Source organism: Novosphingobium sp. Fuku2-ISO-50 (assembly GCF_001519055.1).
Classification (GTDB): Bacteria; Pseudomonadota; Alphaproteobacteria; order Sphingomonadales; family Sphingomonadaceae; genus Novosphingobium.
In genome coordinates, this window is the sequence record NZ_KQ954285.1 from 295,414 (window position 1) to 308,377 (window position 12,964).

A 12,964-nucleotide genomic window follows, 5' to 3' on the forward strand; every position below is an offset into this window, starting at 1 on the left:
AGGGCGCGATGCGCGCGCGTCCCGCCTTTTTCCCGCACAATACACCTGCCCCCTTTCGCCTGCGATCGCAGTCGGGCATGCATTGCGTTTGGGGCGCATTTTTGCGCCCCTGCGATCCCGCTTGCGCCAAAGGCTCCCGATGAAGCTCGTTGAAAGCCATTCGATCGATTACGTTCCACTCAGCGAACGCCACGGCAAAGTGTGGCACCTCTGGCCGATCTGGTTCAGCGGCGATGCCCATCTGGCGACACTGGCGACCGGCGCGATCGGCATGGCGATGGGGTTGGGGTTCGGCTGGTCGGTGCTGGCGATCCTGACCGGGTGCGCGATGGGCACGCTGTTCATGGCCTCGCACTCCAGCCAGGGGCCCGAGCTTGGCCTGCCGCAGATGATCCAGTCGCGGCCGCAGTTCGGCTATCGCGGCGCGCTGCTGGTCTGGTGCTTCGCGCTGGTGACGTATGTCGGCTATACCGTGTTCAACGAAGTGGTGTTCGGCGTTGCGGTACAGGATCTGACCGGCACGCATCTGTCGCAAGGCGCTCTGGTCGGCGTATTCGGCGCGTTCACCCTGGCGGCGCTGGCCTTTGCCGTGGCGGGCTATGACATGATCCATATCGCGCAACGGACACTGGCGGCGGCGGTGATCGTGGCGCTGCTGATCTATACGGTCGGGGTGGCGATCCTCGGGCACGGCATGGCGCAACTGGGCATGGGCAAATGGGCGACGATCCCCTTCCTCGTGCAGTTCTTTGCCGTTGCCGGGTATCAGCTGTCATGGTCGATCTATGTCTCGGACTATTCGCGCTATCTGCCGCGCGATGTGGGCGTGGCGGCCTCGTTCTGGTGGACGTTCATCGGCGCGTTCATCGGCGGGGCGTGGATGATGCTGGTCGGCGATGTCGCGGTCGCGATCTTCCCCGGGCACGAGATCGTCGGCGCCGTGCTGGAAACCGGCAATCTGGTCCGGCCCGGCTTTGGCGCCGTGCTGATCGTGCTGTCATCGCTCTCGCTGGTCACGATCACCACGCTCAATCTCTATGGCGGGTCGCTGACGCTGCTGTCGATCCTCGACAGTTTTCACCATATTGCCAATCCGGGGCGCGCGCGGCTGATCGCGCTGGCGCTGCTGGGCGTGGCTTCGACCTGGCTGTCGGCGATCGCCGGGGCGAATGTGCGCGAATTGATCGAAAACCTGCTGTCGGTGCTGATCTATCTGTTCACCCCATGGACCGCGATCAATCTGGTGGACTTTTTCTTCGTCCGCCACGGGCACTATTCGGTGCGCGAAATCTTCAATCCCGACGGGATCTACGGGCGTTGGAACTGGCGCGGGATTTCGGCCTATTTCATCGGTTTTGCGGCAATGGTGCCCTGTTTTTCGACGCCGGTCTTCGTCGGCCCGGTGGCGCGCATGCTGGGCGGGGCAGACGTGTCGATGCTGGTCGGTCTGCCGGTGTCGGGGCTGTTCTACTATCTCGTCTGCCGCTCGATCGACCTTGTCGCCGAGCGCGCGCATATCGCGATCGCCGATGCGGGGATCGAGGACGGCGCGGCGGCCTGATCACCCCTCAATGTGAAGGCAGGGGGGCGCGCATGGTCTGCGCGCGCTTGCCCGCCTGAAACCGGATGACGATGACGACCGCCATGGCGCACGTGCCCATGCCGAGACAGCCGACCACGCCATAGCCCGATGTCGCCTGCGCCACGAACCCGGCGGCCAGCGATCCGCCCGATTGCGCCACCAGCCATGTCCCCGTGGTCCTGACCGCCAGCCGCCCGTGCGGATCGTGCGCGTAGGCAAGGCCGAGGAGCAAGGGATACGTGATGTACCAGCTGACATCATAGAGCACGAGCGCAGCGGCAAAGACCCAATGGCTGCCGACCGTGGTCAACACCGCGCACGTGATCCCGCACGTCAATAGCGCGACTTCGAGCAAGCCGCGCCGATTGCCCCGCGCGAGCACCATGGTCAGCGCGAAATTGCCCCCCGAACTCAGCAGCGTCCCCAGGCTCTGATACCGGCCGAATTCGGTCGCGGGCAGGCCGATGGCATGGGCCGCACGCTCCATGAACGGCCAGATCGCCATCGTGCCGAATGCAAACAGCGCCATCGCCGCCAGCACCGGCCAGCCGCCCGGCGCCATCGGCGGCACAATCGGCGCGGCGCCTTGCGCGCCCCGGCTGCCTGATTCCGTCTTGTCCGAGAGCGGCAGCATGCCCAGCGCCAAAGTGCCCGAAATCATCGCCAGCGCGATGAACATCGCCCCCACGCCGCCCGCCGCACCGATCATCGGGATGGTCACGTTCATCACGGCAAACAGCAAGACCTGAAGCGAAATGCCGACCGAAATCGCCCGCGCGGGCTGACTGGTGCGCCCGGCGGCGACATTGACCGCCGTGTTGAGCATGCCATAGCCAAACCCGGTCGCCACGCGCCCCGCGATCAGCAGCGGCAGGAACCCGGTCAGCGCCGAAACCGCCTGCACCGCAGCGATCAGCGCGCTGGCGGCCAGGGCCATGCGCCGGGGACGAAACCCTTGCGCGCGCGGGGCAAACAGGAACATGGCGCAAGCAAACGACAGCGTTTCGGCAGTGGCAAACACGCCCATCTGCGCCGGGCCAAAGCCATAGCGATCGATCAGCCCACCGACCAGAAACGGCGTATAGTTGATCCCGAGATGCGCCGCCCCGCTGGCAGCGGCAATGCCGAGACAGACGGCAAGGGGAATCTTCGCATCGTCGCGGATCGGGTTCGCGCTGGCGGATGTGACGGCCATGGGGATCCTTCTGGTGGTCTTTCAGGCGTTTGCGAGCGGCGGCGTTTTCCACCGGCCCCGTTCTGCGCCGGGCGGGCGGCCAAATTTCTGGACATAGGCGCGGGCCATTGCGCTCTTTGACGAAAAGCCGGTGGCCACCGCGACCTCGATCAGCGACAGGCTCGTTTCGGCAAGGAAACTGCGCGCGCGCTCCAGCCGGATGGCGCGGTAATAGGCCGCCGGGCCCGTGCCGAAATGGCCCATGAACAACCGTTCGAGCTGTCGCCGGGTGACCCCTGCCTCGGCGGCGAGGTCTTCGAGCCGACAGGGGCTTTCGATTTCCGCCTCCATCCGCGCGATCACCGCGACCAGACGCGGATCGCGCGTACCGATGCGCGCGCCCAGATCGAGCCGCTGCCGCTCTTCACGGCTGCGGATGCGGCTGTGAATGAACTGTTCCGACACCGCGCGCGCAAGGCCCGGCCCCTGTCGCAGCGCGATGCGTTCGAGCATCATGTCGATCGCCGCCGTCCCCCCGGCGCACGTAAACAGCCGTTCGCCAAGGCAGAACAATTCCTCGGTCACGCGCACCTCGGGATAGTCCTCGCGAAAGGCAGGGACCGCTTCCCAATGCAGCGTCACCGGCTGATCGCGGATCAACCCCGCCTCGGCCAGGACATAGGCCCCGGTGTCGAGCGCACCGAGCGCGACACCGCGCCGCGCCATGCGCCGCAAGGCCGCGACCAGCGAGCGGCTGATTCCCCGGCGCGGTTCGAACCCGGCGCACAGGATCAGCGTCTGCGTATTTTCATCAAGCGGGCCGTCGACGGCGACTTTCAACCCGCACGAGGCTTCGACCGGCTGACCGTCGGCGGAAAACAACCGCCAGGCGAAAACCGGCCGCTGCGCCAGTCGGTTGGCCACGCGCAAGGGTTCCATCGCCGCGACGAAGCCCATCGCGGAAAAGCCCGGCACGAGGTAAAAGCTGTAGGTTTCCTGCTCCAGCGGAGCGAATGCGACATTCATGGATCGGGAGACAAACACAGATTCGCGTGAGCGCAAAACCCGTTTTGGCCTGTGGCAAGGTATATTTGCCGAAGTCGCAAAATACGCGCATCATGTCGCAAAGCTGCGATAGCAGAGCGGTTTCAGAGTTAGACTACCCGCCATCATACAGCTCGAATCAATCAGGGCTCGAATCAACTGGGGATTGCGGCATGGATCTACAGGTCACCGAGCAGGGTCGATTGCAGGTCACCAGCAGCGGGGCAGAGCCCTTGGTGCTGCATCCGATCTGGCTGCGCGAGCGCCTGCCCGATGCGGCGGTGCTCGATCCGCGCACCGGGCAACGGCTGGAAGAAGCCGCCGAAACCCCGACCGATCTGCGCGTCACGGCCGCCGAACTCGATGGCACGATCACCTTTTCCGACGGGTTTGCGACCCGCCTGCCCGCCGCCTGGCTGGCCGGGGCGATCATCGGCGAACCGGCGCATGGCGGCCATGTACATTGGGACGGCACGCTCGATCATGCCGCTTTCCCGGCGGCCGATCTTGCCGACTTGCGCCGCGATCCGGCAACGCTCGGGCGCTTGCTCGACGGGCTCGATGCCTATGGCTTTGCCGTGGTGCGCGGCGTTCCGCTCGACATGGACGGGGGGCTGGAATTTGCCGACCTGATCGGCCCGATCCGCCGCACCAACTGGGGCGGTGTGGCCGATGTCAAGGCGATCCCCAATGCCTATGACCTGACCATGACGCCGCGTCATCTCGAACCGCACAGCGACAATCCCTATCGCGAGCCGGTGCCCGGCTATATCCTGCTGCATTGCCTGACCAACGACGCCGATGGCGGGGATTCGACGCTGGTCGACGGATTTCATGCCGCCGCGATCCTGCGTCGCGACAATCCGGCGGCGTTCGAAACGCTGGTCACCACCGATGTCACTTTCCGCTATCACGACGAGACCGCGTTTCTGGAAAACCACGGTCCGCTGATCGAATGCAACGGCGCGGGCGAAGTCGTGCAGATCCGCTATTCCAACCGCACCGAGATGATCGGGCGACTGCCGGTCGAACGGCTGGAGGCCTATTACGCCGCGCGCGCCGCGTTCTGGCGGCTGATCGCGCCGTCATCGCCGCTCACGCTCCAATTCCGGCTGCAACCGGGCGAGCTGTTGATGATGGACAATTACCGCCTGTTGCACGGTCGCACCGGCTATACGCTGGCCACCGGGTCGCGCCACATGCGCCAATGCTATCTCGACCGCGACAGCGTCGGCAGCCGCCGCCGCCTGTTGCAGCCCGCCTGCCTGTTGCAGCCTGCCTGAAGGAGCGCCGGTTCATGTTCCGCCATTTCGACGAAGCCACCGCCGAGGACTGGAAGCCGATCGGCGAAAAGTTCGATGCGTTCCAGACCGGGCTGGTCGGCCAGTTGGTCACGCATCTGCGCCTGCTCGCCACGCACGACCTCGGCTATCCGGTCGATCGCTATATCCATTCGCTGCAGACCGCGACGCTGGCGCTGCGCGACGGGGCAGACGATGAAATGGTCGTCTGCGCCTTGCTGCACGACATCGGCGACACGCTCGCCCCGGTCAATCACGGGGCGATGGCTGCCGCGATCATGGCGCCCTACATTTCCCCGCTCAATGCCTGGATGATCGAACATCACGAGGAATTTCAAGGCTTTTTCTACGCCGAGTATTTCGGCGGCGACAAGCATGCGCGCGACAAATACCGCGATCACCCCGCCTTTGCCCGCACCGCGCGGTTTACCGACGCATGGGATCAAAAGGCGTTCGATCCCGATTACGACACCCTGCCGATCGAGGCGTTCCTGCCGGCGCTGGAAACGATCTTTTCCCGCAAGCCCTGGGGCGACCATACGCGCGCCAATCAAGAGGACTGACGCCCATGACTATCGAGCTTGAAATCGTTCAGGACTGGCGCGTGTTTGCCACCGACCACAGCCTTGCCGGCGTTGCGCTGAGCGGCGACGATACCGTGGTGAGCTGGAGCGACGGCCGCGAAACCGCGTTTCACCGCTTTTTCCTGCGCGACAATTGCCCCTGTTCGCAATGCTACCTGCCGCTGACGCGCGAACAACTGTTCGAAGTGACCGACGCGCCCGCCGATCTTGCCGTGCACAGCGCCGCGATCAGCGCCGCCGGCGATCTGATCATCGGCTGGACCGACGGTCATGCCAGCCGCTACGCCCCCGGCTGGCTGCGCGCCCATGCACCCGACGCACAAAGCCGCGCCGAGCGCCACGCCGCACGCGCGCAGCCGTTCATCTGGGGCCGCGAATATGCCGATGCGCTGCAATCGTTCGACTATGGCGACATCATGGCCGACGACGGCGCGCTCTGGACCTGGCTCAGCGCGCTCAAGTCGTCGGGGCTGACTCTGATCCGCAACGTGCCGGTCGAAGAAGAAGCGCTGCTCGGCCCGATTGCGCGAATTTCGCACTTGCGCGAAACCAATTTCGGCCGCGTGTTCGATGTGAAGTCGAAACCGCGCGCCGACAGCGCCGCCTATACCAGCGTCAACCTGCCCGCGCATACCGACTTGCCCACGCGCGAATTGCAGCCGGGGGTACAATTCCTGCACTGCCTGCAAAACGAAGCGACTGGCGGCGAAAGCGTGTTTGTCGACGGCTTTGCCATCGGCGAAGCGATGCGCAAGCACCATCCGGGCGAATTCGCCACGATCACCACCACGCCGATGGCCTTCTGGAACCGCGACGATCGCACCGATTACCGCTGGAGCGCACCGGCCATCGCGCTGAATGACGAAGGCGATCTCGACGAAGTGCGCTTTGCCAATTTCCTGCGCGGGCCGATCGACGCCCCGGCGGAAAAAATGGGCGATATTTATGCCGCGCTGCGCCTGTTTCAGGCGATGACGCGCGATCCGAAGTATTTCATCGAACGCCGTCTGGCGCCCGGCGATATGTGGGCGTTTGACAACCGCCGCGTGATGCATGCACGACGCGAATTCGACCCGCAGACCGGCTCGCGCCATCTGCAGGGTGCCTATGTCGATCGCGACGAAATCAATTCGCGCTGGCGCGTGCTGTCGCGCCAGTTGGGAGAACCCTGCTGATGGCCTCGCTTCCTGCCGCAAAGTTCGACAACGCCGAGCGCCAGACCCGCTATGACCTCGCCGCGTGCTATCGCCTTGCGGCAAAGTTCGGCATGACCGACGTGATCTATACGCATATCTCGGCGCGGATTCCCGGCACGGAAGATTTGCTGATCAATCGTTTTGGCGATCAGTTTCACGAAGTCACTGCCAGCAGCCTCGTCAAGTTCCGCATCGACGAGGAACCATCGGAGCGCGATGTCAATCCGGCGGGCTATGTCATCCATTCGGCCGTCCACGGCGCGCGCCACGATGTCGGCTGCGTCATGCATACGCACACGGTGGCCGGGGTCGCGGTCGCGTGTCAGGCGCAGGGACTGCTGCCGATCAGCCAGTATTCGCTGCAATTCCATAACCGCATTGCCTACCACGATTACGAAGGGATCGCGCTGCTCGAAGACGAAAAGCCCCGGCTGGTGCGCGATATGGGCACGCATGGCGCGCTGATCCTGCGCAACCATGGTCTTTTGACCGCATACCCGACGATCGCCGAGACGTTTTCGGCGATGTACAATCTCGAACGCGCCTGCCAGGTGCAGATCGCGGCGATGAGCGGCGGCGCGGCGCTCTACCCGGTGCCCGAACATGTCCGCGAATTGACCGCGCGCCAGACCGAAAACTTCGGCGGCCAGGAAACCGGCGTCCCCGAATGGACCGCGCTGGTGCGCGAACTCGAACGCACCGATCCCGGCTTCGCGGATTGAGCGAGAGCACGCCCATGACCACCGCTTTCGCAGTTGTTGCCGATTCCACCGACTTGCTGGTCGAGGCCTTTGCGCGCGCCGGTGCCGATGACAGCCTCGTCGCGCACCATATCGGCCAGCCCGACGAGGCGACGATGATCGCGCGCGTCGCCGGCTATCCGGTGATCGTCGTCAACGAAAGCCGAATCAGCGCGGCGGTGATGGATTCGAGCGCCGCGCTCAGACAGATCCTGTTTCTGGGCACGGGCGCGGCCAATTTCGTCGATCTGGAGGCGGCGGTGGCGCGCGGCATTCCGGTCCACACGATCAAGGGCTATGGCGACCGCGCCGTCGCCGAACACACCATCGCGCTGCTGTTTGCGGTCTATCGCGACATCGCCGCGCAAGATGCCTCGATCCGCGCCGGGCACTGGACCGGTGCGCCGCTCGGCGAATTGTCGGGCAAGACCATCGGCCTGATCGGTGTCGGCGCGATCGGCGGCGAAGTCGCGCGGATCGCCCAGGCGCTCGGCCTCAAAGTGCTGGTCTGGGCGCGCCGCCCGGTCGACATTCCGGGCGTCGAACACGTCGATCTCGACACGCTGCTCGCCCGCGCCGACATTGTCTCGCCCCACCTTGCCTACACGGCCGAAACCGCAGGCTTCCTCGATGCCGCTCGCTTGCGCCGGATGAAGCGCGGCGCGGTCTTCATCAACACCGCCCGCGCCGAACTGACCGACGAAGCCGAAGTCATCGCCATGCTCGAAGACGGCCATCTCGCCGGTGCCGGGCTCGATGTCTTCAGCACCGAGCCGCTGCCCGCCGATCATCCGATGCGCCGCGCAGCCCACGCCGTGCTGACCGCGCACACCGGCTGGCAAAGCCCTGAAGCGATCGCCCGCCTGATCGGCACCGGCGTCGATATTCTCAAGCGCGAGCGCGCGGCGTTGGGCCTGTAGCCCGCCCCATGCCCAAAAATCGCTATTACGACGGGCCGTTCAGCGACCATTTCGACGGTCGCTTTTTCAACAACGCGCCGGAAACCACCGACAAGACGCTCGCCGACATCCGCCGCTGGCGCCGCACCTCGCGCCGCGCACCCTGGCCCGGCCATCTGCCCGTCCACCCCTGTGTGCCGCCCGAACGTGCCGAGGGCACGCGCATCACGCTGGTCGGCCATGCCACCGTGCTGATCCAGACCGGCGGGCTCAACCTGCTGACCGACCCGGTCTGGTCGCAGCGGTGCAGCCCGGTCCGGTTCGCCGGGCCCAAACGCGTCTGCGCCCCCGGCGTGCGCTTCGAAGACCTGCCGCCGATCGACGCCGTGCTGCTCAGCCACAATCACTATGACCATCTCGACATCGCCACCATGCGACGGCTGGTCCGGCACCACGATCCGCTGATCCTGACCCCGCTCGGCAATGACACGATCATCCGCCGCGCCATCCCCAAGGCACGGATCGCCACCGGCGACTGGTGGCACACGCACGCCCTCGATCACGCCGTCGAGGTGACCATCGTCCCCGCGCAACACTGGTCGGCGCGCGGGTTTTACGACCGGCGCATGGCGCTATGGTGCGGCTTTCACATCCGCGCGGGCGATGCCACGGTCTATTTCGCCGGCGACACCGGCTATGGCGACGGCAGCCTGTTTGCCGCGATCCGCGAACGACTGGGATCGCCCGATGTCGCGCTGCTGCCGATCGGCGCCTATGCCCCGCGCTGGTTCATGCGCGATCAGCACACCAACCCCGCCGAAGCCGTGCGCGTGATGCGCGACCTCGATGCGGGACAAGCGCTCGCCATCCATTGGGGCGTCTTTCCGCTCAGCGACGAAAGCCGCGACGAGCCGGTCCACTTGCTCGCCCGTGCCCTTGCCGAACGCGGCATCCCCCCGGCCCGCTTTCGCCATGACGAGCCGGGGGGCGTGTTCGTTCTGGACCGGTCAATCAGCCCTTTTTGAGGTGACGGCGGCCCAGGAGTTCGGCGATCTGGACGGCGTTGAGCGCGGCGCCCTTGCGCAAGTTGTCCGACACGCACCACAGTGTCAGGCCGTTTTCGACGGTCGAGTCTTCGCGCACGCGGCTGACATAGGTCGCATAATCGCCGACGCATTCGACCGGGGTGACGTATCCACCGTCTTCGCGCTTGTCGACGAGCATCACGCCGGGGGCTTCGCGCAGCACGTCCTGTGCTTCGGTCGCGCTGATTTCGTTTTCGAATTCGATGTTGACCGCTTCGGAATGGCCGACGAACACCGGCACGCGCACGCACGTCGCCACGACCTTGATCTTGGGATCGAGGATCTTCTTGGTTTCGACCACCATTTTCCATTCTTCCTTGGTCGAACCATCGTCGAGGAAGACATCGATGTGCGGGATCACGTTAAAGGCGATCTGCTTGGTGAACTTCTTCGGATCGACCGAATCGCCGACAAAGATGCCCCGGCTCTGCTCGAACAGTTCGTCCATGCCTTCCTTGCCCGCGCCCGACACCGACTGATAGGTCGCGACGACCACGCGCTTGATCTTGGCGAGATCGTGCAAGGGCTTCAACGCCACGACGAGCTGTGCGGTCGAACAGTTGGGGTTGGCGATGATCATGCGCGCCTTGTAGCCGTCGATCGCATCGGGATTCACTTCGGGCACGACCAGCGGCACATCGGGGTCCATGCGATAGAGCGACGAATTGTCGATCACCACGCAGCCCTGCGCGGCGGCCTTGGGCGCATAGATCTTCGTCGGGCCGGAGCCTGCGGCAAACAGTGCCATGTCCCAGCCGGTGAAGTCGAAATGTTCGACATTCTGGACTTTGAGCATCTTGCCGGTTTCGCCGAATTCGATCTCGGTCCCTTGCGAGCGCGATGACGCCAGCGCGGCGATCTCGTCGATCGGAAACTGGCGCTCGGCCAGGATGTTGAGCATTTCGCGGCCGACATTACCCGTCGCACCCACGACCGCTACGCGATAACCCATCGTTGTACCTCCTCTGGCCCCGGCCTGCGCCGGGACGAATGTTACTGGCCGCCCGCGACGACACCGTGACGGGCAAGGAAATCGAACACCCGGTCATAGAGGTGCACGCTGATCTTCGGCCCCCCGATACCATGCGTCTGCCCCGGATAGAGCATCATCTCGAACGGCACGGCATGCGCCTGCAACGTCGCGGCGAGCGCAGTCGTGTTGTCGAGCACGACATTGTCATCGGCCATGCCATGGATCACCAACAGCGGATCGGCGATCTTCGGCGCGTCGATCAGCGCCCCGGCGCGATCGTAGACCCCGCCCGGCGCATGCGGATCGCCGAGATAGCGCTCGGTATAGGCGGTGTCATACAGTTCCCACCGGGTCACCGGCGCGACCGCAATGCCCGCCGCCCATTCGCCGGGGTGCTCTTCCAGCATTTTCAGCGTCATATAGCCGCCATAGGACCAGCCGAACGTGGCGATCCGCGCCGGATCGACGAACGGTTGCGCCTTGAGCCAGCGCGTACCCGCCAGCTGATCGGCGACTTCGACCGTGCCCATTGCATGCCAGATCGGGCTTTCGAAAGCGACGCCGCGATTGGCCGAGCCGCGATTGTCGATGGCAAACCAGATATAGCCCTTGGCCACGACCGCTTGCGCCAGCGCGCCCTGCCAGCCGCGCCGCACGACTTGCGCCGAAGGGCCGCCATAGTGATAGGTAAACACCGGATAGCGCTTGCCCGGCTCCAGCGGCGGAGTGATCATCATCCAGTGCAGATCGGTGCCGTCATCGGCCTTGATCGTGCCGAACTGCGCCGGGCGGTGCGCGGCGAGATAGGGCGCATAAGGATGATGCCCCTCGACGCGGTTTTCCTCGATCCATGCCAGGCGTTCGCCCTTGGCATCGGCAAGATAGGATTGCGGCGGCTGTGCATCGGCATTGCGCGTCACGATCAGCGTGTGCCCGGCGGCATCGGCGCTGGCGCTGTTGTCATAGGCCGGATCGCCCAGCGGGGTCAGCGTGTCGGGATGCGCAAGATCAAGCGCATAGACCTGCCCCGACAGGACATCGTCGCGATTGCCCGTCAGGATCAGGCGCCCGGCCTTTTCATCGACCGCGACCAGCGCGGTGACTTCCCAGTCGCCCTGAGTCAGCCGCTGCCACTGGCCGCCCTTGAAGCGATAGAGATGCCCATGGCCATCGCGTTCGGACCACCAGATCAGGCTGCCATCGGCAAGGAAGCGATAGGCGGTGGACAGGTTGATCCAGCTTTTGGGCGCGGCATGTTCGGTAAACAGCACGCGCGAGGCGCCCGACCCGGGATCGACCGCCAGCATGTCGAGCCGGTCCTGCGCGCGGTTGAGCCGCTGTACAAAGAGCGTTTTGCCATCGCGCGCCCAATCGACGCGGGCGAGATAGATGTCCTTGTCCGCTCCCAGATCGACATCGACGCGGGTTTCGCCGTCGGTCGACAGGATCGCCAGCGACACCACCGCATTGGCCGCGCCCGCCGCCGGATAGCGCTGCTGCGTCACGCTGGTCGCGCCGGCGCCGATCGCCGCGCGGGTGACCAGGCCAACGCCGCTTTCGTCATAGCGTTCGACCGCCAGCCGCGTTTCGTCGGGCGCCCACCATGTCCCGGCCATGCGGTGCAGTTCTTCCTGCGCGATGAATTCGGCTTCGCCCCAATGCACGTCGGGGCTGGTTTCAGCCGGGCTTACCGCAATCGCGTTGCCCGCCAACGGGGCGACCCACAGCCGCCGGTCGCGGACAAAGGCGATATGCCCGCCTTTGGGCCCCAGCGTCGGATTGAGCACTTCACCGCCTTGCGCAGCGGCAATCGGCACGACTGTCCCGGCCTCTTTGCCCGCGACATGGGCGAGGAACAGGCGCCCGTCGACCGGGACCAGCACGCTTTGCGAATCGGGGGCCCAGTCATAGCTGACAATGCCTTTCAGCTCGCCGATGCGTTCGCGCTCGCGCTGCATCTTGGCGGCTTCGGACAAGTCCTTGCCGCTGGCGAGCCGGGCCGAATCGACCAGCATGCGCCACGTGCCGCTGTGTCGGTCAAAGCCCCACAAGTCATAGCGCGTGCGATCGTCGGGCCGGTTTTTCAGCATGGTCAGGAAACGCCCATCGGGCGACAGGCGCACCCCGCGCGGCACGGCCCCGGCGATGCCCGGACTGGCAAAGACGCGTTCGAGGCTGATCTGTGTGGGCGCGGCAGATTGGGACACGGCATTCTCCCGGGCGGCAAGCGAGGCAGGCACGAGGCCGACCATCAGCGCAGCAATCATCAACAGCGGGGCAGGCATCAAAAGCGGGGCAGGACGCATCTGTGGTCTCGCAAGATCGATGCAGGACAGCAAAAAGGCGCCCCGGCTGGTGTGCCAGGACGCCTTTTCACGTTTGTCTC

Annotated in this window: 11 protein-coding genes; 7 read left to right on the plus strand and 4 right to left on the minus strand. The window is 65.2% G+C overall.

The features are described from left to right. Positions 1–139: 139 nt before the first annotated feature. Positions 140–1,561, plus strand: a complete 1,422-nt coding sequence (locus AQZ50_RS01350) for a purine-cytosine permease family protein (RefSeq protein ID WP_067741515.1) — start codon at positions 140–142, stop codon at positions 1,559–1,561. Positions 1,562–1,568: 7 nt separating this feature from the next. Here the strand turns inward: AQZ50_RS01350 and AQZ50_RS01355 are convergent, their stop codons facing one another. After that, on the minus strand, positions 1,569–2,777 hold the full coding sequence (locus AQZ50_RS01355) for an MFS transporter (protein ID WP_067741517.1): 1,209 nt from the start codon (positions 2,775–2,777) through the stop codon (positions 1,569–1,571). Positions 2,778–2,798: 21 nt separating this feature from the next. Beyond that, positions 2,799–3,782, minus strand: coding sequence for a GlxA family transcriptional regulator (locus AQZ50_RS01360; protein ID WP_067741519.1), 984 nt, complete (start codon positions 3,780–3,782; stop codon positions 2,799–2,801). Positions 3,783–3,973: 191 nt separating this feature from the next. Here AQZ50_RS01360 and AQZ50_RS01365 point away from each other — a divergent pair, with 191 nt between their 5' ends. From AQZ50_RS01365 to AQZ50_RS01390, 6 genes are read left to right on the plus strand one after another with little or no spacing between them, the layout of a single operon-like run. After that, positions 3,974–5,083 carry a TauD/TfdA family dioxygenase gene (locus AQZ50_RS01365; protein WP_067741521.1) on the plus strand — a complete coding sequence of 370 codons (1,110 nt, stop codon included), beginning with the start codon at positions 3,974–3,976 and terminating at the stop codon, positions 5,081–5,083. A gap of 14 nt (positions 5,084–5,097) precedes the next feature. Continuing rightward, entirely contained in the window at positions 5,098–5,664 is a 567-nt protein-coding gene (locus AQZ50_RS01370) for an HD domain-containing protein (protein WP_067741524.1), read from the plus strand. Between the two features lie 5 nt (positions 5,665–5,669). Further along, on the plus strand, positions 5,670–6,860 hold the full coding sequence (locus AQZ50_RS01375; RefSeq protein ID WP_067741526.1) for a TauD/TfdA family dioxygenase: 1,191 nt from the start codon (positions 5,670–5,672) through the stop codon (positions 6,858–6,860). Further along, positions 6,860–7,603: a class II aldolase/adducin family protein gene (locus tag AQZ50_RS01380; protein ID WP_067741528.1), complete on the plus strand. Its 744-nt coding sequence runs from the start codon at positions 6,860–6,862 to the stop codon at positions 7,601–7,603. The genes AQZ50_RS01375 and AQZ50_RS01380 overlap by 1 nt, the downstream gene beginning before the upstream one ends. A gap of 14 nt (positions 7,604–7,617) precedes the next feature. Then, positions 7,618–8,541, plus strand: a complete 924-nt coding sequence (locus AQZ50_RS01385; RefSeq protein ID WP_231730056.1) for a 2-hydroxyacid dehydrogenase — start codon at positions 7,618–7,620, stop codon at positions 8,539–8,541. Between the two features lie 8 nt (positions 8,542–8,549). Then, the gene (locus tag AQZ50_RS01390; RefSeq protein WP_067741531.1) at positions 8,550–9,545 is read left to right on the plus strand and encodes an MBL fold metallo-hydrolase; all 996 of its coding nucleotides are present in this window, start codon (positions 8,550–8,552) and stop codon (positions 9,543–9,545) included. Here AQZ50_RS01390 and AQZ50_RS01395 read toward each other — a convergent pair. Further along, on the minus strand, positions 9,532–10,557 hold the full coding sequence (locus tag AQZ50_RS01395) for an aspartate-semialdehyde dehydrogenase (RefSeq protein WP_067741538.1): 1,026 nt from the start codon (positions 10,555–10,557) through the stop codon (positions 9,532–9,534). The two genes, AQZ50_RS01390 and AQZ50_RS01395, sit on opposite strands and share 14 nt — an antisense overlap. 41 nt (positions 10,558–10,598) lie before the next feature. Then, complete coding sequence (locus tag AQZ50_RS01400) at positions 10,599–12,884, minus strand: S9 family peptidase (protein WP_067741540.1); 2,286 nt, start codon at positions 12,882–12,884, stop codon at positions 10,599–10,601. Positions 12,885–12,964 lie beyond the last annotated feature (80 nt).

Bases quoted from the DNA above. Each gene is read 5' to 3' on its own strand.
- AQZ50_RS01370 (WP_067741524.1), top strand. From the start codon at position 5,098: ATGTTCCGCCATTTCGACGAAGCCACCGCCGAGGACTGGAAGCCGATC.
- AQZ50_RS01380 (WP_067741528.1), top strand. From the start codon at position 6,860: ATGGCCTCGCTTCCTGCCGCAAAGTTCGACAACGCCGAGCGCCAGACC.
- AQZ50_RS01365 (WP_067741521.1), top strand. From the start codon at position 3,974: ATGGATCTACAGGTCACCGAGCAGGGTCGATTGCAGGTCACCAGCAGC.
- AQZ50_RS01375 (WP_067741526.1), top strand. From the start codon at position 5,670: ATGACTATCGAGCTTGAAATCGTTCAGGACTGGCGCGTGTTTGCCACC.
- AQZ50_RS01360 (WP_067741519.1), bottom strand. From the start codon at position 3,782: ATGAATGTCGCATTCGCTCCGCTGGAGCAGGAAACCTACAGCTTTTAC.
- AQZ50_RS01390 (WP_067741531.1), top strand. From the start codon at position 8,550: ATGCCCAAAAATCGCTATTACGACGGGCCGTTCAGCGACCATTTCGAC.
- AQZ50_RS01350 (WP_067741515.1), top strand. From the start codon at position 140: ATGAAGCTCGTTGAAAGCCATTCGATCGATTACGTTCCACTCAGCGAA.
- AQZ50_RS01355 (WP_067741517.1), bottom strand. From the start codon at position 2,777: ATGGCCGTCACATCCGCCAGCGCGAACCCGATCCGCGACGATGCGAAG.
- AQZ50_RS01395 (WP_067741538.1), bottom strand. From the start codon at position 10,557: ATGGGTTATCGCGTAGCGGTCGTGGGTGCGACGGGTAATGTCGGCCGC.
- AQZ50_RS01400 (WP_067741540.1), bottom strand. From the start codon at position 12,884: ATGCGTCCTGCCCCGCTTTTGATGCCTGCCCCGCTGTTGATGATTGCT.
- AQZ50_RS01385 (WP_231730056.1), top strand. From the start codon at position 7,618: ATGACCACCGCTTTCGCAGTTGTTGCCGATTCCACCGACTTGCTGGTC.